General features: G+C 61.6%; 20 protein-coding genes. 11 read left to right on the top strand and 9 right to left on the bottom strand.

What is annotated here, in order from left to right:
• Position 1: 1 nt before the first annotated feature.
• The 5 genes from AB0323_RS20915 to AB0323_RS20895 form a co-directional block, all read right to left on the bottom strand.
• Positions 2–1432, bottom strand: coding sequence for an amidohydrolase family protein (locus AB0323_RS20915; protein WP_366179039.1), 1431 nt, complete (start codon positions 1430–1432; stop codon positions 2–4).
• Between the two features lie 46 nt (positions 1433–1478).
• Entirely contained in the window at positions 1479–2324 is an 846-nt protein-coding gene (locus AB0323_RS20910) for a hypothetical protein (protein ID WP_366179038.1), read from the bottom strand.
• A 119-nt stretch (positions 2325–2443) separates the two neighbouring features.
• A complete protein-coding gene (locus tag AB0323_RS20905) occupies positions 2444–4063 on the bottom strand; it encodes an ABC transporter permease subunit (RefSeq protein WP_366179037.1) in 1620 nt (539 codons plus the stop codon).
• 31 nt (positions 4064–4094) lie between these two features.
• Positions 4095–4913: an ABC transporter ATP-binding protein gene (locus tag AB0323_RS20900; protein ID WP_366179036.1), complete on the bottom strand. Its 819-nt coding sequence runs from the start codon at positions 4911–4913 to the stop codon at positions 4095–4097.
• A 3-nt stretch (positions 4914–4916) separates the two neighbouring features.
• Positions 4917–5975: an ABC transporter substrate-binding protein gene (locus AB0323_RS20895; RefSeq protein WP_366179035.1), complete on the bottom strand. Its 1059-nt coding sequence runs from the start codon at positions 5973–5975 to the stop codon at positions 4917–4919.
• Between the two features lie 493 nt (positions 5976–6468).
• Between AB0323_RS20895 and AB0323_RS20890 the strand changes: the two genes are divergently transcribed.
• Entirely contained in the window at positions 6469–7485 is a 1017-nt protein-coding gene (locus tag AB0323_RS20890; protein WP_366179034.1) for a LacI family DNA-binding transcriptional regulator, read from the top strand.
• A 44-nt stretch (positions 7486–7529) separates the two neighbouring features.
• Here the strand turns inward: AB0323_RS20890 and mgrA are convergent, their stop codons facing one another.
• Positions 7530–8576: an L-glyceraldehyde 3-phosphate reductase gene (gene mgrA, locus AB0323_RS20885; protein ID WP_366179033.1), complete on the bottom strand. Its 1047-nt coding sequence runs from the start codon at positions 8574–8576 to the stop codon at positions 7530–7532.
• A 4-nt stretch (positions 8577–8580) separates the two neighbouring features.
• On the bottom strand, positions 8581–9009 hold the full coding sequence (locus AB0323_RS20880; RefSeq protein WP_366179032.1) for a hypothetical protein: 429 nt from the start codon (positions 9007–9009) through the stop codon (positions 8581–8583).
• 307 nt (positions 9010–9316) lie between these two features.
• Here AB0323_RS20880 and AB0323_RS20875 point away from each other — a divergent pair, with 307 nt between their 5' ends.
• The 3 genes from AB0323_RS20875 to AB0323_RS20865 all read left to right on the top strand — a co-directional run bounded on the left by AB0323_RS20875 (position 9317) and on the right by AB0323_RS20865 (position 12382).
• Positions 9317–10024, top strand: coding sequence for a FadR/GntR family transcriptional regulator (locus AB0323_RS20875; RefSeq protein ID WP_366179076.1), 708 nt, complete (start codon positions 9317–9319; stop codon positions 10022–10024).
• Positions 10025–10227: 203 nt separating this feature from the next.
• Complete coding sequence (locus tag AB0323_RS20870; RefSeq protein WP_366179031.1) at positions 10228–11580, top strand: MFS transporter; 1353 nt, start codon at positions 10228–10230, stop codon at positions 11578–11580.
• Positions 11581–11608: 28 nt separating this feature from the next.
• Entirely contained in the window at positions 11609–12382 is a 774-nt protein-coding gene (locus AB0323_RS20865; protein WP_364535948.1) for an SDR family NAD(P)-dependent oxidoreductase, read from the top strand.
• 78 nt (positions 12383–12460) lie between these two features.
• Here the strand turns inward: AB0323_RS20865 and AB0323_RS20860 are convergent, their stop codons facing one another.
• Together AB0323_RS20860 and AB0323_RS20855 are read right to left on the bottom strand one after the other, a co-directional pair.
• A complete protein-coding gene (locus AB0323_RS20860; RefSeq protein WP_366179030.1) occupies positions 12461–13270 on the bottom strand; it encodes a helix-turn-helix domain-containing protein in 810 nt (269 codons plus the stop codon).
• 401 nt (positions 13271–13671) lie between these two features.
• On the bottom strand, positions 13672–14925 hold the full coding sequence (locus tag AB0323_RS20855; RefSeq protein WP_366179029.1) for an ROK family protein: 1254 nt from the start codon (positions 14923–14925) through the stop codon (positions 13672–13674).
• Between the two features lie 248 nt (positions 14926–15173).
• Here AB0323_RS20855 and AB0323_RS20850 point away from each other — a divergent pair, with 248 nt between their 5' ends.
• The 7 genes from AB0323_RS20850 to AB0323_RS20820 all read left to right on the top strand — a co-directional run.
• A complete protein-coding gene (locus AB0323_RS20850) occupies positions 15174–16340 on the top strand; it encodes a Gfo/Idh/MocA family oxidoreductase (RefSeq protein WP_366179028.1) in 1167 nt (388 codons plus the stop codon).
• 1 nt (position 16341) lies between these two features.
• Positions 16342–17769, top strand: coding sequence for a sugar ABC transporter substrate-binding protein (locus tag AB0323_RS20845; RefSeq protein ID WP_366179027.1), 1428 nt, complete (start codon positions 16342–16344; stop codon positions 17767–17769).
• A 39-nt stretch (positions 17770–17808) separates the two neighbouring features.
• Positions 17809–18789: a sugar ABC transporter permease gene (locus AB0323_RS20840; RefSeq protein ID WP_366179026.1), complete on the top strand. Its 981-nt coding sequence runs from the start codon at positions 17809–17811 to the stop codon at positions 18787–18789.
• On the top strand, positions 18789–19652 hold the full coding sequence (locus AB0323_RS20835) for a carbohydrate ABC transporter permease (protein WP_364535960.1): 864 nt from the start codon (positions 18789–18791) through the stop codon (positions 19650–19652). The genes AB0323_RS20840 and AB0323_RS20835 overlap by 1 nt, the downstream gene beginning before the upstream one ends.
• Positions 19653–19673: 21 nt before the next feature.
• A complete protein-coding gene (locus AB0323_RS20830; RefSeq protein ID WP_364535963.1) occupies positions 19674–20702 on the top strand; it encodes a zinc-binding dehydrogenase in 1029 nt (342 codons plus the stop codon).
• Between the two features lie 31 nt (positions 20703–20733).
• Complete coding sequence (locus AB0323_RS20825; protein WP_366179025.1) at positions 20734–21594, top strand: sugar phosphate isomerase/epimerase; 861 nt, start codon at positions 20734–20736, stop codon at positions 21592–21594.
• A 35-nt stretch (positions 21595–21629) separates the two neighbouring features.
• Positions 21630–22234 (top strand): TIM barrel protein (locus AB0323_RS20820; protein WP_366179024.1); only part of this gene is annotated, 605 nt, incomplete at its 3' end.

Here is a 22234-nt window from a genome sequence, read left to right as displayed (position 1 = left end):
ATTAACCAATGCTCCCGACTAAATCGGCGTCGGGCCCCTGGACTCCAGCCCCATCCCTCCGGAACCGGTCGTTGATGATTTCTCCACGGAAATCTTCGTTGGGGAAAACGCCGTCCCTGAAGACCACTGTTCCGCCAACAACCGTGGCTGAGGGCCAGGTCTTGAGGACGTATCCGTCGTAGGGCGAGTAATCCACGGCTGAGTGCAGTTCATTCGCCCGAACCACCCGTTCACCCTCGTCGAGAATGACCAGGTCCGCGTCGGCTCCAATGGAGACATGGCCCTTGTTTGGCAGGTTGAATCGGCGGGCCGCATTCGTGGACGTGAGCTCGATAGCACGCTCCATGCTCATGCCGTGCTCGTAAACAAGGTGAGTGAGCAACAGGGGAAGCATCAAAGCGATGCCCGGCAATCCGGGGCGGGCAGTCACCCAGTCGGTTTTCGCGGCACTCGGCCAGACATTGTGGTCCGAGCCAAAGAAGTCGATCTCGCCGTTCAACACGGCGTCCGTGATTGCAGCTGCCAGTTCGGGGTCGCGCAGGGGAGGGGCTACCTTGCCCTCCGGGCCAATGCCGGAGCTGGTTGTCAGGAGCATGTAGTGCACGCAGGACTCGAGTGCGGCATCGCTATAGCCCGCCGCCCGTCGAGCGCGGATCGCCTCGAGGCTCGAGACGTGGACAATCGTGACCGGACAGTTGGCCTTTTCGGCCAGGTAGAGGGCGGTCCATGCGGCGTCGCCTTCGGCCTCGGTTGGCCGGGACCGTTCCCATGAGGCCAGCGAGGTCATTCCCGTCGAAATCTCGTGTTGCATGCAGTGATCAACGATGTCACCGTCCTCGGCGTGCACCAGCGCCTGTACCCCGTGCCGAGCAATCTCGCGGAAGGCTATTCTCATTTGGGCGTGGTTGAGGCTGCCGATGCCGCCCAGGGCGGCTGCCTCTTCGCCGCGATAGGGCATGAACAACTTGAATGTTGTGATGCCTTCGGCCACCGCCTGGGGGATCTCAGCGACCTGTTCCATGTTCATGACGTAGCCATGGAAGAGGACGTTCATCATGCTCTGCTGACCGGCCGCGCGGAGACCCTCACGGTATGCCTCCAGCATTGAGCCCAGTCCGAATTGCGCGTAGTTCAAGGCTGTGGTGCACCCACCCGCGAGTGCTCCCTTGGATTCCACCGCGAAGTTGTCGTCAGGGCCGAAGCCCGGCAGATCATTGTATTCCGGAGCCCGCTGGTTTATGTGGGAGTGAGTGTCGATGGCACCGGGTATCACCCAGCGGCCGGCGGCATCCAACATCTCGGCGGCAGTGCCGAGGTCCTCCGCCTGGCCGGTGAGGGCGACGATGACTCCGTCCCGGACTCCGATGTTGTACAGTTCCTGGTCGTCCGTGTTGAGGCGTGCATTTTTGATGATGAGCTGTAGTTCGGTCATGCTCTGTTCTCTCCTTCGAGTCTTTAGTTTGCCGGGCGGTGGAGGATTACTTTTTGTTCAGCCAGTTGTCCTCCAGATAATCCGGGCTGACGTAGCCCCTCGACAGCTGCTCACGGTGCCATCCTTCCCGCAGGTCCTCGGGGAGGGCGCGATACTCGCGCCACAGCAGGCCAATCGCCACAGCGGCATACAACTGGTAGTCAATGATCCGTCGCAGTGCTTCTGGATCGTTCAACAGCTGCCGAGCCTCCGGAGCCGTCAGTGTTCGCCCGGAGAGCGCCGCGAAATCCTCAAAGGCGCCGCTTTCCGTGAGGCCGATCTGTTCCAGGCTCGGCCGCCCTTCCGGGCGCCCGTCAACGTAGGTCACCAATTGGTCGTAGAGGTCAAACCATCCGGACCGTTCGGGCTCATCCAGCCACAGGGCCGCGTAGAACAACATGAGGGCGTGGTGCCGGATCATGCTGTAGTTCCCTTGGACCGTGCCCAGCTGAATCTGGAGAACGTCGTTGGTCAAAGACATTTCGGGCCGGCTCGTACCACTCAAGAGGCTCCGGAGCTCGGGACGCAATTCGAAGACAGGCCCATAGGTGAGGTCCAGCAATTGCAGAAAAAACGCTGCGTCGGGAAGGTGGTTCACAACCCGTGGCTCGCTGCTGTTATCGAGCCAAGCGAGCATGAAGTTCCCGTACAGCCGCTCACTTTCCTTTTCAACAACTTGGGGAACAACGGTCGCCGGGTCCGCTACCGGTCCGGCCAGTTCAAGCATCGGGATCGAGAGACGCCGACCCTTTTCAACCCAAGTGGACGCGAGTTCAGCCGTGACCGGGGTTGGGTGTTTCCAGCGCCCCTCTTCAAGATCGTCCTCGCGGACCGCTTCGGAATGCCTGTTCATTTGAATCCTTCCGTCCTGGACCGTGACATTAATTCGGCGGATGCTGCCGGCGCGGACGGCTGCGGTCCCTCAGTTGTCGCGCATAACATCGACATGCATCCACTGTTCAAGGGCCTTGATTACTGGGTGATACGTGTCAGCAGCGCCGACTCCACGCGCGATAGCAGCATGTACAGCAGCGCCGTAACCCCGCTGAGGACCGCCAATGCAGTCCACAGGGTCACATATTCGGAATTTCCAATGCTGGTCGCGACCGTGTAGCCAATCCCATCGCCTGTTGCCAGGATCTCAACGAGGACGGCGCCAAGAATGGAGCCCGGAATCGCCACCCGGGCGCTCGCGGCCAGGGCTGGAATGGCGTAGGCCAAACGGACGCTGAAGAGCGAGCGAACCCAGCCGACGGCATATACGTGCATCAACTCGGTTGCGGGTTTCGGCACGGCGCGTAACGCCGCCAAGACGATCACCAGCGTCGGCACGAAGGTGACCGCGCCGGCGAGCACTGCCACCGTCATGACGCCCCGCCCGAAGACGAGGGCGATGATCGGAGTCATTGCCACAAGCGGTACGGCACGGATGGTCATGACCACCGGCAGGAACATGCCCTCGACCAGTGAAGAGTTGAGGAAGATGACTGCCGCAATGAGCGCTGCGACGGTGCCGGCAACATAGCCGATGGAGGCGTCGCTCAGTGTCTTTGCCAGCCCGGAGAAGATCACGTCTCGATTTGCCGCCGCATCCGGGCCGGCGGTGAGATACGTCCATACCTGGTCTGGAGTCTTGGCGAGGTAGGGGTCAAGGCCTGACCCGCGCACCAGTGCGAACCACAGAAGAACCACCGCCACGAGGGAAGCAATCGTACGCCCGAAAGCCAAAGTCACCTGCTTGGTGCCCTTCGACCGGACCGTCGCGGAGATGCCGAATTCTGTCGATGTAGCGGTGTACGCCAGGCGGTGGGCAATTGCACCGATCAAAAGGTAAGTCACGGTGGAAAGAGCTGTCGCCTCAACCGCTACCGACCAGGCCCGCGCCTCGTTCAGTGACTGCTGAGCCTGCACCATGACCACACCGAGTCCCTGGTCCCCGCCAAGATACTCTCCGATCATGGCGCCAACCACCGCAGCAGGTGCAGCCAGGCTGAGTGCGGCGGCTATTTCGGGCACCGCCGCGCGAACGCGTACCCGTGCTAGAGCAAATGCCCGGGATCCACCAGAGACGTGGACGAATTCCAAGGCTGACTTGGGGCCGCCCTCCAGGCCCACCAGTGCCCCGAGCAGTGTCGGGAAGAACACTGACAGCCCCGCCATGCTGACCTTCGCCCCGTCCGGCGAAGACAGCACGATCAACAGCGGCGCGATGGCAATGGTAGGAGTGGAATAGGTCGCCATTGCCAGCCGCGTCAAGATGTTCTTCAAGCGAGGCAAGAGCAGGCAAATGGCGGCAACACCCAGCGCCGCCAGGTTTCCCCAAAAGAATCCACGGCCCGCTTCCCCAAGGGTGGTCATCACACCGTCAAAATAGAAGCCGTCGGCGACCATGGTGCCAACCACGTCCGGAACGGTCGGCACGATGTGCTTACCCGCGGCGATAGTTCGCGCGATGAGTTCCCAACCCACGAGCAGCGCGGCAAGCCCCGCCATCGGCGGCAGCCAGCTTCTCAAGCGGTTCTTTAGCCTGGACGCAGGAGGCTGGCGCTCGGGCGCCGGCGCGGACGTGCTTACAGCACTGGATGTTGCCACGAGGTTCCTTTCGCTAAGAGCACTGACGGCATCAGGCGTTGACTTTGGCGGCATGCCGGTCCCCGCGCGGGCTGGACTCGCCCGTGAAAAGAAGTCCACTCAGCCGGTCCGCGATCTTATGGAACTCGGGGGAGCGCAGCATGTCCGGGGTACGGGGCCTTGGCAGGTCGATGTCAATCTTCTCGACGACGTGACCGGGACGTGGTGCCATTACGGCCACAGAGTCGGAAAGGAAAACAGCCTCGGCGATCGAGTGCGTGACCAGTACCGTCGTGGTCCGGCGCGCCGTCCATACCCGGAGCAACTCAAGGTTCAGCCTTTGCCTGGTCATTTCGTCCAAGGCACCGAAGGGCTCATCCAACAACAGGACCTGGGGCTCGTGAATGAGCGCTCTTGCAATTGCAACACGCTGGCGCATACCGCCGGACAACTGTGCGGGCTTTGCCTTCTCAAAGCCGGTCAGGCCGACGAGCGAGATGATGTCCCGCAGGTCATTTTCTGCCGGCTTTCGACCGGCCGCCTGGATGGGAAGCTTGATGTTCTCTTCCACCGTGCGCCATGGCAATAGCGCCGCATCCTGGAAAGCGATTCCGAGATGGTGGTTCTTCCGGGCGACCGACGGAGCTTCGCCGTGAACAAGGACCTGGCCATTGGTCGGTTCGTCCAGGTCCGCCAAGATGCGCAGCATCGTGGACTTGCCGCAACCGCTTGGGCCCAGCAGCGACAGGAATCCTCCGAGGGGGACCTCCAGATTCACTCCGGAGAGCGCCAGGACCTCCTTGCCACGAACGGCGAACTTCTTGGAGACGTCGCGAATGCTGACGCCCGCATTTCCGGGTGTGGTGCCCATGGGTCAGACCGTGGCCTTTCCTTTGTATACGTCATTCAGGACATCAAGGGTGAACATGTCCTTCGTCGCCTCGACGCCGCCGAGCTTTAGCGAGTTGACCGTGCCGTTGATAAGTGTGTCGGTCATCCAGAAAAGCCCGTGAGTCTTCGTGTCGGGCGTGACGACCAGATCGACTTCCGATTTCATCGCCAACACCTGTTGGCTCACGTCGAGCTTGAGGTCCTTGCCGTAGTTGTTGACCGCCAGGTCGGCCGCCTTGTCCACACTGGCAACGGCATCCAGCCAGCCCTTCGATTCGCCCTGCATCAGTGCCACGATCTGCGCCCGCTTCGCGGTGTCCTGCAGATTCGACTTCTTCACGATGTAGGCCTCCTCCATGAGGGGGTAGTTGAAGTTGTCAAACAGCAGGTTGTAGGGTTCGACTCCTTTGATGCGCAGGAAATTGGGCTCGTTGCTGTAGAAGCCCATGATGCCGTCGAGTTCACCAGTCACCAGCGGTGTGGGGTCGGACTGCAGCGGCACGATCGTGAACGTGGATTTGTCGATTTTGTTGGCCGTGAGGAAGGCCGTAAAGACCGGAAGGTCCAGGGCCTGTACCCCGATCTTCTTACCGGCAAGTTCCTGCGGCGTCTTGATAGGCGCAGCCGCACGGGATATCAATACGAAGGGGTTCTTCTGGAAACCTGCGCCTATGATCTGCAGGTCAGCGCCGTTGATGATGGCCTTTACGGCCTGCGCCGTGTGGGTTATGCCCACCAGCGCCTTGCCCGATTGGACAACCGGCTCCACTGTCAGGTTGGGTCCACCGGCCATCAGGTTGACGTTCAGGCCCAGGTTCTTCCAGTACCCGTTCTGGTCGGCAAAGAAGCTACCGGCGAACTGGACGTTCTTGATGAATACCAGCTGCAGACCCACTGTCCCGCTGGCAGCGCCGGAAGAAGCGGTGCTGGATGCAGTCGTCGCCGATCCACAGGCGGCTAACAGCGCCCCGCCGGCAACCGCCAGCGCCCCCGCCCCTACCCCCCGCAACAGGTGTCGTCGGGACATGGCAGCGGGCGGCAATGCGGACATAAGAGTGGCCTCCGCACTGGAGGCGACGGACGCATCATTTGTTTTAATCACGGAACTATCCTTTTCATCGGAAAAACCGGGTGGAATTGTGTCTTGAAGAAATTTGACAATTGATGTTCATGGCGAACATTTCAGCGGCGGAGTTATTACCCGTGGGGATTGGCAGCGTGTCAACCAATTGTGGGGAGCTGCTCGCGCCCCATGGGTTACCGTTTATGGCAGCCGACGACCGGAACCGACATCAGCTACGGGCCGCGGATCTATACGTTTAGATTTACGATAGGAGCGAACTCGGAGAAGTGTCAATATGATGTGATCCGGATTTGCGTCAAGGCCGGAAAGTTAACACGGCCGCAACAATTCGTGCTTAAACTCGTAACAAGCGGCCGGTCGTCCCGTGCTCTAGGCTTGGGTACATAATCGCGGCCGCGAGTCTGCTGCGGGTTCGCGGAATATTCGCGGAAAAATACGATAGGAGTAACGGATGATCACCCAAGAGGAGGTCGCGCGAGAGGCCGGTACGTCCACAGCGGTTGTTAGCTATGTGGTCAACAACGGGCCGCGAAAGGTTTCCGATGCAACGCGGAAGCGCGTTTTGGATGCCGTGGAGAGACTGGGCTATCGCCCGAATGCGGTAGCGCGGTCACTGCGCTCTGCGTCAAGCACGACCCTCGGCCTCATCGCTGCCGACATCACGAACCCCTATTGCGGCGAAGTTGCCCAAGCCGTTGAGACATCCGCGCTCGAACGCGGATACAGCCTTCTTCTTGGCAACGCAATGCAGAACGATGAGCGACAGGCAAAGCATCTGCGCACTTTTATCGAGCAGCAGGTCAAGGGGATCATCTTCGCGGGTAGCTCCGTGACGAACGAAGCATTTCTTCCCGCAACAATGGCAGCGCTGAAGGGCAACAAGACGCCCGTCGTCTTCCTGGACCGATCGGCCAGCGAAGTCTGGGGCACCTCAATCATTGTCGACAATAGAGCGGGCGCTTTTGCCGGCACGACGCACCTACTCGACCACGGGCATACCGAAGTGGCGAGCTTCAGCGGTCCTCTCGGGCTGTCGGCCGTCAGAGAACGCCAAGAAGGCTGGGAGCAGGCTCTGATCGCGCGGGGAATCGACCCGGATGGTCAGCTGAATGTCCAAAGCAGTTTTGATCGCTATGACGCTTTCCGGGTTGCCAAGATGCTCTTGGCAACCCGGAAACGGCCGCGAGCCATGTTCGTGCACAGTGACGAGCAGGCAATCGGAATACTGCATGCCGCAGCGGAGGCCCGGGTCCGAGTCCCGGAGGACGTCGCCTTGGTTTCGTTCGACGGGATCCGCGAGGCGGGCATCATATCCCCGGGGTTAACGACCGTGCAGCAGCCGATCGCCCGGGCGGGCTCCCTGGCGGTTGACCTGCTTCTCCGGGCGAGGCCGGGCGAAGCGATGGAACTCCAGAGCGAGATGCTCCCTGTGGAGCTGATCATCCGCCACAGCTGCGGCTGCGCTTAAGAGAGCCCGCCAGAGGGGTCCGGCTCTCAACGCACCTCTATCGTCTATGCCTGGAGTGCCTTGGCCCAGAGGTTGATGTCGGATTCGACGGCAAATTCGTCAATTCTGTCCAGCTCATCGTTGGTGAAGTCCGGACCTGAGGTTGCCGCCAGGTTGTCTTCGAGTTGCCGGACGCTGCTGGCACCGATCAGGGCCGATGTGACGGGTATTCCCTTGTTTTGTGGACGCAGAACCCAGCTTATGGCCATCTGGGCCAAGGTCTGCCCACGCTGCGTCGCGATCTCGCTGAGGCCCCGGATCCGGGTCAGGTTCTCCTCAGAGAGCTGCGTGTCCACCAGGGACTTGCCTGCGGCAGCGCGGGAGTCCTCCGGAACGCCATGTAGGTACCGCGTGGTCAGCAAACCCTGCGCGAGGGGCGAGAACGCGATGGCGCCTGCGCCCACCTGCTCGAGGGCCTGGAACAAGTTGGGCTCGCCCTGTTCGGTCCAACGGTTGAGCATTGAGTACGAGGGCTGGTGGATCAGCAGCGGCGTCCCAAGGTCCCGAAGGATGGCAGCTGCCTCGAGCGTCTTGTCCGGAGAGTAGGAGGAAATGCCCGCGTACAGCGCCCTGCCCGAACGGACCGCGGTGTCGAGCGCTCCCATGGTCTCCTCAAGGGGAGTGTGCGGGTCCGGTCGGTGGCTGTAGAAGATATCCACGTAGTCCAGGCCCATGCGTTCCAAGGACTGGTCCAGGCTCGAGAGGAGGTATTTCCTGGATCCCCATTCCCCATACGGGCCAGGCCACATGTGGTAGCCCGCCTTGGTGGAGATGACGAGCTCGTCGCGGTACGGCTTGAAGTCGTCCCTGAGGTGACGGCCAAAATTGGTTTCGGCACTGCCGCTGGGCGGACCGTAGTTATTAGCCAGGTCAAAGTGTGTGACGCCGAGCTCGAAAGCGCGGCGAAGGATGGCCCGTTGTGTCTCAAAGGGCTTGTCGTCGCCAAAGTTGTGCCAGAGGCCCAAGGAGACCGCTGGAAGCTTCAGCCCGCTTCGGCCGACCCTTCGGTACGGCATGGAATCATAACGGTCCTGCGCCGGAATGTAGATCAAGGGTTCAGTTTCCTTCGGTTGTCGTTTTGCACTTGAGGTTCTTGTTTGTCGTTTTGTTGGCGCAAGCAATGGCGGGGGCTTCGTCCAGAACCATGAGACTGATCCCGTCTCCAGCGTGCACCATCCGACGCCCGCGGCCACGGTCGAGCCAGACCCAAGCTGTGGTCCCATCTGCCGACACCATGTCCAACCAGCCCTCGGCAATCATGCGGCCCCGGCTAATGAGGCCAACGTAGTTTCCCACCAAGAGCTGCACCAGCAGCGAGGAGCCCAGGACCTCGATCCCGCCAAATACACGGACAAAACGTTCCCCCGGATCGCTTGGCTCCCGGGTTTCGATTTTGACTTTCCGAGCGCTGTTCGGGGCATTCGAAACGGTGCTGACGGCACCGCCTGCTACGGCGGCGACCTCGCTCGTGCCAGATATAGACATCGTTGGTTCCTAGGATTGGTTTCGCTTTGTAGGAAATGGGGGAGTCCAGGGCGAACAACCGGCTTGGGCGTCAATGACGGGGGTCTCGAGCCGATGGACCGGATGGCCTTGCATCCGCGCCGATTGCTTCGCGCGCTGGCGCCATCAACAGCTTAGGTCTTGTGCGATCACCTGGAATGCGATGATCGTGGCCCTGTCGAACCTAGGATCGCGAACCCCACCGAAGAGTTGCCGGCGCGATTCCCCCGAAGTTCCCGGGCGCTTCTGTAATGTTGGTAGTTGAGACCGAATGAAGGCGGGATGGACCTTGGGCCGCAAGACACTTGTTGACGATGTGGTCGACGGGCTTTTGGATGACATCCTTGAGGGCAAGCTTGGGCCTAATGATGTCCTCCCCAGCGAGTTGGAGATAGCCGACTATTACGACGTCAGTCGGCTCACCGTGCGTGAGGCGCTGAAGGTGCTGCGGGCACAAAACATCTTGTATGTGAAGGCCGGCCGCGGCACGTTCGTCAACCCACCGGAGACCTGGACGGGACTCGGTGCGATCTTCCGGGCTGCCTCGCGCGGCAGTAGCGCGGAGCAGGTGGCGGCCGGGCTCATCGAGGTGCGTCGCATGGTGGAGACGGGGGCGGCCGGGCTTGCGGCAAAGCGGCATTCTCCCGAGGACGCGGAACGGATGAGGCAGTGCATCCACGACATGAAGCTCTCGCGCGCCGCTGGCGATCTGGACCGGTTCGTTGCGGCCGACATTGGATTTCACGACGCCGTGCTTAGGGCCTCGGGCAATCCGTTTGTCCGTGCGCTCCTCGCCCAGCTCGGTCAGCTCTTGTACACGGCCCGACGGGAAACTTCTGCCGTTCCGGAGATTCAGCTCCACGCCATCTACTTCCATCAGCGCGTGCTGGATAGCATCCTCACCGGTGACGCTGAGCTCTCACGGCAAATCATGGATGAGCACATGGACCAGACGTTCGAAGACTACGAACGTTACGTGCACAGCGCCAAGCCCTGAGGCGGGCAGCAGCTTCTCATTGCCAAGCTGAGTTGCAGAAGTGGCATTTCGATCCGGCCCTTGACGCCTCTTCCATGCCATCGTATTCTTTTTGTCAGATCAGATGTCTGACATCTGACATTGAATGAATGTCTCCAACTCAAATTCCCGGATTCACGCCGAGCCCAGTTGCACGGTGCGGGTCCACAGACAGAAGGTCAAAGATGACTTCCCTCACGATGCGGTCCGCAACCCTCGGTGAACTAGGTGAGCGCACGCTGCGCAAGGTTCGCCGTCGCATCATGCCCCTGATTGTGCTTCTGTACTTCGTCTCGTACCTCGACAGGAACAACGTTGGTTTCGCCAAGTTGACCATGAGCTCGGACATTGGCCTCAATTCCGCCGCCTACGGACTCGGTGCCGGGATCTTCTTCCTCGGATATGCCCTGCTCGAAATTCCGAGCAATGTGGGCATGTATCGCTTCGGCGCACGTAAATGGCTGGCCCGGATTCTCATCACCTGGGGCATGCTTGCCGCGGCCATGGCCCTGGTGAACGGCGAGTCCACTTACTACATCGTCCGTTTCCTTCTGGGGGCGGCCGAGGCTGGGTTCTTCCCTGCCATCCTGTTCTACCTGACGCTGTGGTTCCCCGCAGCGCAACGGGTCACCGTGCTGGGGATCTTCATCCTCGCGCAGCCATTGTCCAACGCGCTAGGCGCTCCGGTCTCCGGGCTGCTGCTGCAGCTGGACGGCGTTATGGGCCTTCACGGCTGGCAGTGGCTCTATATCTTCGAAGGCATCCCGGCGGTCTTCCTGGGTCTTCTCACCCCGATTCTCATGACAGACCGGCCCCGCGACGCCAAGTGGCTCAAACACGATGAGCGCGAATGGCTGGCTGACGCCATGGACGCGGAACTTGCCCTCAAATCAAAGTCGGGACACCATAACTTCCTCGCCGGACTCAAGGACAAGCGCACCCTTGCATACTCTGCCCTGTATTTCGGTCTGGTCTGCGGCATTTACGGACTGGGCCTGTGGATGCCCACCATTGTCTCGGCCCTTGGCAAGTTCTCGACGACGGACGTCGGCTTCATCGTCTTCATCCCTTACGCCATCGCCGCTGTGTTTGTGTACTGGTGGAGCAAGCGGGCGGACAAGACCGGCAAACGGGCCTGGCACGCAGCGGCCAGCATGGTTCTCGCCGGAGCAGGCCTCCTCGCAGCCGGCTTCCTGCTTCCGATCAACCCCCTGGTCGCGATGGTGGGCCTTATCGTCTCCGCTATGGGCATCTATGGGGCCATCGCACCGTTCCTCTCCATGCCTTCGGCTGCGCTCACCGGCGCTGCAGCAGCTTCGGGCCTCGCCTTGATCAACTCGCTGGGCAACCTGGGCGGCTTCGTGGCACCCTACGCGGTGGGCCTTCTGAAGGACGCAACGGGCAACAACCAGAGCGGCCTCGTCTTCCTGTCCGTCTGCCTCGCCGCTACCGGCGTTGCCACTTACCTTTACGCACGAAAACGCCCCGAAGGCGACGCCGTTCCCGCCCAGGCAACCGGGCCTTCCTCCGCCTCCTGATCCAGCACAAACCGAAGGAAACAAAGCAATGACCTCAACCAATTTCCCCACTGAACGCACCGTTGTACTGACCGGAGCAGCGTCGGCCCGAGGCATCGGGCGGGCTGCTGCGGATCGCATGGCCAGCGAAGGCTGGGCGGTGGCCATCCTGGACATCAACGGCGTCGACGCGAAAGCCGCAGCCGACGAGATCGCCGCGAAGCACGGCGTCCAGACGATCGGGCTGGCCGCCGACGTCTCCGACAAGGAGTCGGTGGACACCGCAATCGCCCAAGTGGAGGCGGAACTGCCGCCGATTGTCGGCCTCGCCAACATCGCCGGTATCAGCAACCCCACCCCGTTCATGGAAGAAACCGTGGAGGGATGGGACCGGGTGTTCGACATCAATATGCGCGGCACTTTCCTGGTCAGCCAGGCCGTACTCAAGGGCATGATCGAACGCAAGGTCGGGCGCATCGTCAGCATCTCCTCCATCTCGGCCCAGCGCGGCGGCGGCACCTTCTCCAAGGTGGCCTACAGTGCATCCAAGGGCGGCGTGATCGGCTTCACCCGCGCCCTGGCCCGCGAAGTCGGCGAACACGGCATCACCGTCAACTGCGTCGCACCTGGCCCCATCGACACCGACATCATGGGGGGCACCCTCACTGAGGAACGCAAAGCAGAAATGTCCCAAGGCATCATGATGGGAAGAGTCGGCACCCGCGAGGAAGTAGCCGCCCTGATGAGCTTCCTCCTCAGCGGGGATGCTGGCTATATCACTGCGGCAACCTACGACATCAACGGTGGCCTCCAGGTCTCCTGATCGTTCGAACGGCAGGAATAGGTGTGCCCCGCAGAGCGAGCTGCGGGGCACACCTATTTGTGCCATTGCGGTTAGGCGCTACCGGATGAGCGATTCGCGCAGCTGTTGCAGCGCAACACGAATGACGGTCTCGGATCGGTGGATCTCCCTCACATTCATCCCGGTGAACTCTTTCACCGCGCGGCGCATGTTTTGCACGTCGGTGAATCCGCACGATGTCGCAATTTCTGAGTAGGTGATCTTTCGGGCATCGGCCCTAAGGAGGAGCTCCAGCGCTTTGCGCGTTTTCAAGGCGCGTATACGCTCACCCAGGTGGAGTTCTTCATTCTCGAAAACGTAGAACAGGGAGCGGCGGGAGAGGTTGAACCTTTCGGCGACCATCCCCACGTCCAGATCCGGGTTGTCATAGTTGGAATCAAGGTATCTATTCACTGCCAGTCTTAGAGTTGGTTTCTGCGCCTCATCGTCCACCGGTGTTTCAAGCAGGGAGCCAACCAGGGTTGCCATTACGGATCGGAATATGTCTGCGGTTCCCGATGCCTGCCGTTCAATGCCGGGGCGCTTCCAGCTCAACAGCGCAGGAATCACGAAGGTGCCCACAATTGGGTGCTTTGCGAGGTCAGGCAGGCGATGCAGGGAGCGAAGTGCGGCATCGCTGACCTCCAGACTGCTGCGGTCGATGTTGATCTGTAAGGCGTGAAAGCCCTCGGGCGCATCGAAACTGCCGCTCAGCGAGGTATCGATGAACCTGACGGAGCCTGGTGGTACTGGCTCAGGCACGCCGTTGAGAGCCAGGGTTAGGGCTGGCCCTTTCCTGAAGTAGGCCAGTCGCAGATCCCTGGCGTCGGGATTGGGCGCCCACGAGCCGACTGCGGGGGCGTTGTGCATTTCTATGAGGCTGAAGCCTGGCCCGGAAAAACTAATGGCTGACGGTGTGAAAGGCCGGGGCGCAGCATCCTTGGACTTCTCCAATCGCATCGGGGTTTCGACAGCACTGCTGTACCACGTTCGCCAATGTTCGAACCTTTGTTCGGGACTGGGCCCCTGCGGCACTGCATATCTTCGCAGCTGACCGCTGTTCCCTGCGGCAGATTGAGGCATGCCATCCTCCTTTTTCGCCAGCGTGAATCTTCATGGCGGTCCCTTGGAATGGCCGGAACGTCTTGGGGCAGCGGTTGCGGTGGCACGCAGTGCCGGCCAGAAAAGACCTCAGCTGTTAGGCGTATTTTACGCGTGTATATCTTTATTTGCCTCTCCGTTTGGGAACGTGGCCAAGGAACGCGGTGGATTTAACTGGCTACGGCGTCACGGAGCCGAGACCGGGAGGCTTGGGCGACGCGTTCCGCATTCTGCGGGTCGGCATTTTGGTGTTTGCCGGGATGCGGTGTTGTTGCGAGATCATTGAGTCGATGGGGGGCGAGCGCGTGCTCGATGGCCAAGATGCTGGCCCCAACCACGCCTGCCTCCGGCCCGGTTTCGGATTGGGTGATATTCAGGCGCTGTGTCGCCAAGGGCGTCGAGCGTGCATAGACGGTTTCACGGATTCCGGCGATCAGATGTTCTCCGGATTGGGCAAGGGATCCACCGACGACAATGAGGGAGGGGTTGATGAGGCTCACACACATGTTGAGCATTTCTCCGATGTCGCGGCCGGCCTGCCGGACGGCTTGAATAGCGGCCAAATCGCCGGAACGGACGAGTGAGACGACGTCGTTTGCGGTGGTTGCTTCGAGTCCGTTTTCGCGAAGCTGGGCGGCGAGGGCCGGAGTGCCTGCGATGGCTTCCAGACAGGCGGTCTTGCCACAACGGCATTGGATTCCTGCCGCCTTGGAAACGGCGATATGACCGACGTCTCCGGCCACTCCTGCCGCTCCTCGCTGCAATATTCCTCCACTGATGATTCCGGAGCCGATGCCGGTGGCGACTTTGAGGAAGATCATGTTGTCCTCGTTGGGCCAGCGTGTAGCCCGCTCGCCGAGGGCCATGATGTTGACGTCGTTGTCGACCAGCACGGGAACCTCAAAGGTCTGCCGAACGTACGCGGGGACATCGAATCCGTCCCATCCCGGCATGATCGGCGGGCTGGTCGGTTTTCCGGTGGAGTGTTCAACGGGACCGGGAAGTCCGATGCCGACGGCGACAATGTCCGTTGCCGGACGCTTCACCGTTTGCAGATGACCCTGCAGCGTCATCGCTAGCCAGTCCAGAACAGTTTCCGGTCCTCGTGAAATCTCAAGTGGTTCAGTGGTTTCCACGAGAATTCTTCCCGACAGGTCCGTGAGAGCCACGGTCGCGTGTGTGGCGCCGACGTCGGCGGCAGCGGCTAGCCTTGCACCTGGGTTGAAGGCTAGCCGCGCCGAGGGGCGGCCTCCGGTGGAAGCTGCATCCGACACCGGTACAACCAGCCCGAGTACCAGAAGCGCTTCGAGGCGGGAACTGATGGCAGCCCGCCCCAAGCCCGTGATCTCAGCCAGGTCGGCCCTGGTTCGCGGGCGTCCGTCCCGCAGAATACGCAAAAGGTCGCCGGGGCCGCCGTTGTCCATATCTCTCCATTCCGGGGGCTCAAAAGAGGTGACTGGTGAGCTTGAGGTCTGAAACATCACGCTCACAGGCCCCGAGGGACCTTGCCTCCACCAGTGTTAAGGTGCCCCTTCGTTCCCGTCCACACGTCGACGCCGGAAGCTTCAAAAGGTGCAACTTCGGTCTGCATTCCTTCGGCAAGAGCGTCAAAAGGTGCACACTTTTGCTTGGTGACTGACAAAAGCTGCGTGGTGCGTGTCACTCTTTCGGCATGGAAAACGACAGAACCACGACAGCCCACGGCCGGTTACGGGCAGCGTTCGTCGGCGCCGGGTTCATGGCTGAAGTGCATAGCAGAGCCGCCCGTGCTGCAGGGGCGGAAATCGCCGGTATCGCTTCCTCGAGCCATGCCAGCGCCGCCCGCGCCAAAGACCGTCTGGGCGTCATACAGGCTTACGCATCCGTCCAGGACCTCGTCGAGGACGACACGATCGACGTCATCCACGTGTGCACTCCCAACGTCACCCACTTTGCGCTGGCAGATGCAGCGCTGCGGGCGGGCAAGCATGTTGTCTGTGAAAAACCCCTGGCCACTTCCGTGCAGGAAGCTGAAAAGTTAACCGCACTGGCGCGCACCCAGAGGCGCACCGCCGCCGTGCCCTTTATCTACCGGTTTCATCCCATGGTCCGGGAGGCCCGAGCGAGGGTGCGACACGGCCAGGTTGGACGTGTCCTGACCATCCAGGGTTCATTTCTTCAGGATTGGCTTCTGTCCAGCGATGACGACGACTGGAGGGTCGATGAAAGCCTCGGAGGACCCTCACGGGCTTTCGCCGATATTGGCTCGCATCTGTGCGATGTCATCGAATTCGTTCTTGATGACCGGATCAGCCGGCTGGCCGCCCTGACCCGGACCGCTTTCAGTCAACGCGGAGGCCGGGAGGTCCGGACCGAAGACATTGTCTCGGTGGTGTTCGAGACCCGCGGCGGGGCCGTGGGGACGCTCCTGATCAGCCAGGTCGCCCCGGGGCGTAAGAACCGCCTCGCTCTGGAAATTTCGGGAACGATGGAAACCCTGAGCTTTGATCAGGAGCATCCGGAAACTCTGTGGGTCGGGCGCCGCTCGGGCTCCCAATTGCTGGTCCGCGATCCGGCTGCCCTTGATCCATCGGCTGCCCGATACTGCAGCCTGCCGGCAGGCCATTCGCAGGGCTATCAGGATGCCTTCAACTCCTTCATGGCCGATGTTTACCTCACGGTGAGATCCGGTACGGTTCCCGACGGCCTGCCCCTTTTCGAGGACGGCCTGCGGGCTGCACGCCTCACGTCCGCCGTCCAACGCTCCGCCCAGGAGGGTGGCTGGCAAGAAGTTTCTCCGAACGACCCGGAATCGACCGGGCACAAGATCCCTTTATTAACCCTTAAGGAAAGGCAGTAGGATGATCCGATCATTCGATCGCGTCAAGCGATCCCGCATCGTCGCGGGATTGGGAGCTGCGCTCACCGTGACCTTGTTGGCGACCGCATGCACGGGTGGCTCATCAGCACCCAGCACCGCCGCGGCCAAACCGACAGAGCTGCGGATGCTCTACACCACCGACGAAGCCAACAGCGCCGCTGTCGCATCGCTGGTACCCCAATTCAAGGAAAAGTTCGGCATTGATCTGAAGATCGACAATCAGCCGTACGACGCATTGCAGCAGAAGGTCTTCTCGGAGTTCGCGTCCAGCAGCAGCTACTACGACATCGTCGTCGTCGACACCCCGTGGGCGCCGGCCCTGGTGCAGAACCTCGAACCCCTGAGCCAGTACATCCAGAACGACGCGCTGAACCCTGGCAGCCCGCAATCCAACGTGGGCGACTTCATCCCCAAGGTGTTCTACGACACCGCGGTCTACAACGTTGATTCCCCGATCAAACGCTACCCCGATCCCACCGCGAAGCCGGAGGTGTCCGCGATCAAGAACGCCGGATTCGACGTGTACGGGATGCCGATCCAGTCGAACGTGGCGGTCATGGCCTACCGCAGCGACCTGTTCAACGACCCGACCCAAAAGGCGAACTTCAAAGCCAAGTACGGCAAGGACCTCACGGTTCCGAAGACCTGGGATGACTATGCCCAGGTGGCAGGGTTCTTCACCCAGCCCGACAAGAAGCTCTACGGAACTACGGTCATGGCAGGCGTAGGGGACTGGGCCACGGACGACTTCAAGACCCTGCTGGCATCCTACGGCGGAGACGGGACACTCGCGGACGAGAGCGGCAAACCCGCGTTCAACACTCCCGAAGGAACCCAGGCACTGGACTACTACGCCAAGCTCGCGCAAAGCGGACACGTCCCCCCGGGCAGCACGTCAGCTGACTGGGGCACCACCGCCGAATCGTTCGGCAGCGGGCTAACCGCCATGACGATCAACTACCACGACCTCAAGCTCGCTGACAACGTCAAGGGGGGCGCCATCGGCTACGCCCCCGTACCCACCGGCAAGGCTGCCGGCCCCCACTTCGGTACCTGGATGCTGAGCCTGAACAAGAATTCCAAGAACAAGGAATGGGCCTACCAGGCGATCAGCTGGCTGACTGCCGCCGAACAGCAAACCACGATGACCGCCAAGTCCCTGCACCCCAGCCGGACATCCGTCTTTGCCGGCATCAAGACCGATAACCCCCTCGCGCCCTTCTACGACACCCTCGGGAAATCCCTCGCGGTCGGCGTTGGCCGTGCGCGGCTGACCAACTACACCGAAGTCAGCCATGAAGTGGCCGTCGCGGTGAACAACGCAGCAACAGGCGCTTCCTCACCATCGGACGCCCTCAAATCCGCGTCAGACAAGGTCTCGGCCCTCCTCAAATCGGCCGGCTACTAACACAACGGACCGCTCAAGGTCGCCCAAGGAGTATCGATAATGAAAGCAACCGCCGCACCACCGGATGCGACCTTGACGGTTGATGCTTCCCGCCGAGCGGCCGGCCGTACCACGGCCGGTCCGCGCGGCAGGAAGCCGTTGACCTGGAAAAAACGTTCGACCCCGTGGATCTACATGGCCCCGGCCATGGGTGTCCTGCTGCTGATGACCGTGGCCCCCGCCATCTTCATCTTCTACTCGGCCTTCCGCAACGACAAGATCCTCGGCGGCGTGGGCAAATTCGTCGGACTGGACAACTTCATCGAGGCGGTTACCAATGCCTCGGTCCAGCACGCATTCCTGATCACTTTCGGCTTCGTCGCGGTCGCGGTGATTCTGGAGATGATCCTCGGCTTCGCCCTGGCACTGCCGCTGGCCGCCCAGACCCGTGCCAACAAAGTCGGGGCCGCTCTCATGCTGCTTCCGTTTGCTGTCACTCCGGCGGTCGCAGCCATGGTCTTCAAGCAGCTGTTGAACCCCAACTACGGTTGGGTAGGTTACTACCTCGGCGTCTTCGGATTCCCCAAAGGCACTGACCTGCTCGGGGATCCGACATCGGCGTGGATCGTCCTGGTCATTCTCGACCTGTGGCAGTGGACCCCGTTCATCGCCCTGATCCTGATGGCCGGTCTCCAGTCCCTGCCGGGCGAACCCCGGGAAGCAGCCATGGTCGACGGGGCGACCCCATGGCAGATGTTCCGGCACATTACCTTTCCGGCCATGGTGCCGTTCATTGCCATCGCGGCCGTGCTGCGGACCATCCAGGCCTTCAAGACCTTCGATTCGTTCAAGATCCTCAGCGGCGGGGGGCCCGGTGAGTCCACCGAAATCATCAACCTGGGCATTTTCCGCGTAGGCCTTCAAAGCTTCAATGTCGGTCTCGCCTGCGCCTTGGGCGTGGTCTTCTTGATCATCCTCTCGCTTCTTGTCCCCTTCATGCTGCGCGTCATCGGCCGCCGAGCAGACCCCGAGGAAATGTAATGACAACGACATCATCATCAACCCGCCGCGGCGGTGCCGTGGCACGGGTCATCATCGGACGTACCTTCCTATGGGCATGGCTACTGATCGGCCTCGTGCCGTTGCTCTTCATGCTTGTCACCTCCATCAAGCCGGCCGGCATCGCCAACCAGATCCCTCCCGCCTGGATCTTCCAGCCCACCCTGGACAACTACGCCTCCGTGCTGTCAGCCGGCGGCGGGAAATCCGAAAGCTTCGGTCAGCTGCTGGCCAACAGCGCCGTCGTCAGCCTCGGCGCCACAGCCCTGGCCATCGTCGTGGGGGTCCCTGCCGCCTATGCCCTGACCATGCGGGATTTCCGGGCCCGCAAGGGACTCTCATCCTGGATCCTGTCGACCTACATGTTCCCTCCCATCGTCGCCGTCATCCCGGTCTTCGTCTTCGCTGGCAAGCTCGGGCTCATGGACACCTACCCGGCCCTGATCATCCCGTACGCCGCCTTCAACCTGCCCATCGTGGTCTGGATCCTGCGCAGCTCGATCCTGCAGTTGCCCTATGAGATTCAGGAAGCAGCCATGGTCGACGGCGCCTCGACCTGGGAAGTCCTCCGCCGGATTATCTGGCCCCTGCTCGTGCCGTCCGTCGCCACGGCCGCCGTACTGACCATCGTCCTATCGTGGAATGAGTTCCTGTTCGCGCTGTCCCTGACCCGCAGCGGAGCGAAGACCGCTCCGGTAGGCCTGCAGCAGTTCACCGGTATGTACGGCACGGACTGGGGCAACATCACCGCCGCCGCTACCCTGATCGTCGCACCCATCTTGGTGCTCATGGTCGTGCTGCGCCGCCAGATGGTCGCCGGCCTGACCTTCGGTGCAGTCAAGTAAATGAGTATTGGAGAAGAAAAAATGAAAGCAGTCATTCTCCCCGGTGACAAAAGAGTCACTGTCGTGGAACGCGAGCTCCCCGAGCCGGGGCCGCACGAGGTGCTGGTAAGGACCCGTGCCTCCGCGATCTGCCGCAGCGACATGAGCCTCTACTACGGCACTCCGATCGTCGGCGGCGAAGGCGCCGGCCAGGGCTCGGTGATCCCCGGGCACGAGGCGGCCGGCGAAGTCGTCAGGGTCGGGAGCGCCGTGACCCACGTCAAAGTGGGCGACCGCGTCGCAGGCTACCTCGCCGTCGGGTGCGGATTCTGCGAGTACTGCCTCAGCGGCTACATGATGCTGTGTGAGCAGTGGAAATGCTTCGGTTTCGACGTCGACGGCGGTGACGCCGACTACTTCGTCCTTCCCGAGCGCAACTGTCTTCAGCTCCCCGACGAACTCAGCTTCCGCGCCGGCGCGGTGATGACTGACATGGTCGGGAGCCAATACCACGTGCAGAAGCAGCTCGGCGTGGCCGGCGGAAAAACCGTCGCCGTCTTCGGCATGGGGCCAATGGGATCCGCGGCAGTACTCATCGGCAAGGCCTTCGGGGCCAGAGTCATCGCCGTCGACGTTATCGACCATCGGCTCGAACAGGCCAGCTCCCTTGGCGCTGACGCTGTCATCAACAGCACAACAGCCGACGCCGTTCAGCAGATCCGGAACCTCACCCAGGGCCGCGGAGCGGACATCTGCATCGATTGTTCCGGCAACCCGGCCGGGCAGAACTCGGCATTGGACGCCGCAGCCAAACTAGGTGCCGTCGCTTTCGTCGGTGAGTCGCGGGCCACGCAGATCAACCCCAGCGACCAGATGCTCCGAAAGCTGCTCACCGTCGTCGGCGGCTGGTACTTCCCGATCAGCGACTGGGAAGAAATAGTCCGCCTCGTCATCGACCAGAAAATCCCGGTCGAAAAACTCATCAGCCACGACTTTTCCATCGAGCAGGCCGAGGAAGCATTCCGCGCCTTCGACCAGCGCGAAACCGAAAAAGCCGTCTTCGTCTGGTAAACCCCGTCAGCCCCTCCCAAGGAGAGAACCCATGTTCAGATATGCCGCCGAGCTCGTCCCCTACCACGACCATGGCTTCGAAGACTCGATCCGCGACCTTGCCGACATCGGCTTCAAGGAGGTCAACCTCTGGTCCTCCGCCGCTCCGCTGGCCCATCACGTCAACCCGGGAGATGACCCCGGAAAGATCCTCGGAGTGCTGGACAAATACGGGGTCAAACCCTGCGGCCTCACCGTGTATGGAAAGACCCAGGAAGAGATCCTTGAACGCGTCGAGTTCGCCGCAGACCTCGGAATCGACACCCTCATCTTCGACTGCGAAGCCAACTACCCCGACTTCGTCTCCACCTTCCTGCCACCCATCGTCGAAGCAGGAGCGCGCCACGGAGTCCGGATCGCGGTCGAAAACCATCTCACCGTCCCCTTCGCACCCGATTTCGAAACCGGCGCCAACGAAGACCAGCGATGGGACGAAGGCGTTGACACGCTGGCGCAGATGAAACGGCTCATCCGCGACATCGACGACCCCTACCTCGGCGTCTGCATCGCGCCCCCGCACTTGTGGGTGATGCAGGACACCATCAGCGAAGCGATCACCTTCCTCGCCGAACGCAAGAGGCTCTTCTATTACTACATCTGGGACATCGATCGCGCCTACCGCCACGGCACCGACGGGCTGAACTTCGGTCCCGCCGACCAGCAACTACCCCGCCCCGACGGCACACTTGACCACTCCGTGATGCTGGGAACACTCCGCCGGGTCGGGTACGAAGGCGTTGCCAGCCTCAAATGCCACGGAACCCAAGGATGGAGCTTCGAAAAGATCGGTGAACACCTTCGCGCGTCCGACGCGTATGTCAGGGAGTGCATGAAAAAATCTGACGCCCTGTGAGGATCCCGGACGATTCAGCAAAGCCTAGGAGAACCATGTCCCGCCCGTACACCCTGTTCACCGGCCAGTGGGCCGACCTGCCCTTCGAGGACGTCGCGAGACTCGCCTCCGGGTGGGGCTATGACGGCCTGGAAATCGCCGTGTCCGGGGACCACCTGGACGCCTGGCGCTGGGACGAACCCGGCTACGTCGAATCCAAACTGGCCATCCTGGAAAAATACAACCTCAAGGTCTGGGCGATCTCCAACCACCTCAAAGGCCAGGCCGTCTGCGATGACCCCATCGACTTCCGCCACCAGGGAATCGTCGGGGCCAAGGTCTGGGGCGACGGGGACCCCGAGGGCGTGCGCCAACGCGCCGCCGAGGAAATGAAACACACCGCCCGCCTCGCCCAGGCCCTTGGGGTGGATACCGTGGTCGGGTTCACCGGCTCCTCCATCTGGCAGTACGTCGCGATGTTCCCGCCGGTCCCGGAGAAGGTCATCGAGGCCGGCTACCAGGACTTCGCGGACCGCTGGAATCCCATCCTGGACGTCTTCGACGAGTGCGGGGTCCGCTTCGCCCACGAAGTCCACCCGTCCGAGATTGCCTACGACTACTGGACCACCGTGCGAACCCTGGAAGCGATCGGGCACCGGGA

The sequence above is a fragment of the Arthrobacter sp. NPDC080031 genome (assembly GCF_040702485.1).
Classification (GTDB): Bacteria; Actinomycetota; Actinomycetes; order Actinomycetales; family Micrococcaceae; genus Arthrobacter.
The sequence above is the reverse complement of the archived record's forward strand: the minus strand, read 5'-3'. Positions and strand labels throughout refer to the sequence as shown.

Excerpts from the sequence above, each read along its gene's own strand:
- AB0323_RS20915 (WP_366179039.1), bottom strand. The coding sequence starts at position 1,432 with ATGACCGAACTACAGCTCATCATCAAAAATGCACGCCTCAACACGGAC.
- AB0323_RS20910 (WP_366179038.1), bottom strand. The coding sequence starts at position 2,324 with ATGAACAGGCATTCCGAAGCGGTCCGCGAGGACGATCTTGAAGAGGGG.
- AB0323_RS20900 (WP_366179036.1), bottom strand. The coding sequence starts at position 4,913 with ATGGGCACCACACCCGGAAATGCGGGCGTCAGCATTCGCGACGTCTCC.
- AB0323_RS20890 (WP_366179034.1), top strand. The coding sequence starts at position 6,469 with ATGATCACCCAAGAGGAGGTCGCGCGAGAGGCCGGTACGTCCACAGCG.
- AB0323_RS20880 (WP_366179032.1), bottom strand. The coding sequence starts at position 9,009 with ATGTCTATATCTGGCACGAGCGAGGTCGCCGCCGTAGCAGGCGGTGCC.
- AB0323_RS20870 (WP_366179031.1), top strand. The coding sequence starts at position 10,228 with ATGACTTCCCTCACGATGCGGTCCGCAACCCTCGGTGAACTAGGTGAG.
- AB0323_RS20865 (WP_364535948.1), top strand. The coding sequence starts at position 11,609 with ATGACCTCAACCAATTTCCCCACTGAACGCACCGTTGTACTGACCGGA.
- AB0323_RS20860 (WP_366179030.1), bottom strand. The coding sequence starts at position 13,270 with ATGCACAACGCCCCCGCAGTCGGCTCGTGGGCGCCCAATCCCGACGCC.
- AB0323_RS20855 (WP_366179029.1), bottom strand. The coding sequence starts at position 14,925 with ATGGACAACGGCGGCCCCGGCGACCTTTTGCGTATTCTGCGGGACGGA.
- AB0323_RS20850 (WP_366179028.1), top strand. The coding sequence starts at position 15,174 with ATGGAAAACGACAGAACCACGACAGCCCACGGCCGGTTACGGGCAGCG.
- AB0323_RS20845 (WP_366179027.1), top strand. The coding sequence starts at position 16,342 with ATGATCCGATCATTCGATCGCGTCAAGCGATCCCGCATCGTCGCGGGA.
- AB0323_RS20840 (WP_366179026.1), top strand. The coding sequence starts at position 17,809 with ATGAAAGCAACCGCCGCACCACCGGATGCGACCTTGACGGTTGATGCT.
- AB0323_RS20835 (WP_364535960.1), top strand. The coding sequence starts at position 18,789 with ATGACAACGACATCATCATCAACCCGCCGCGGCGGTGCCGTGGCACGG.
- AB0323_RS20830 (WP_364535963.1), top strand. The coding sequence starts at position 19,674 with ATGAAAGCAGTCATTCTCCCCGGTGACAAAAGAGTCACTGTCGTGGAA.
- AB0323_RS20825 (WP_366179025.1), top strand. The coding sequence starts at position 20,734 with ATGTTCAGATATGCCGCCGAGCTCGTCCCCTACCACGACCATGGCTTC.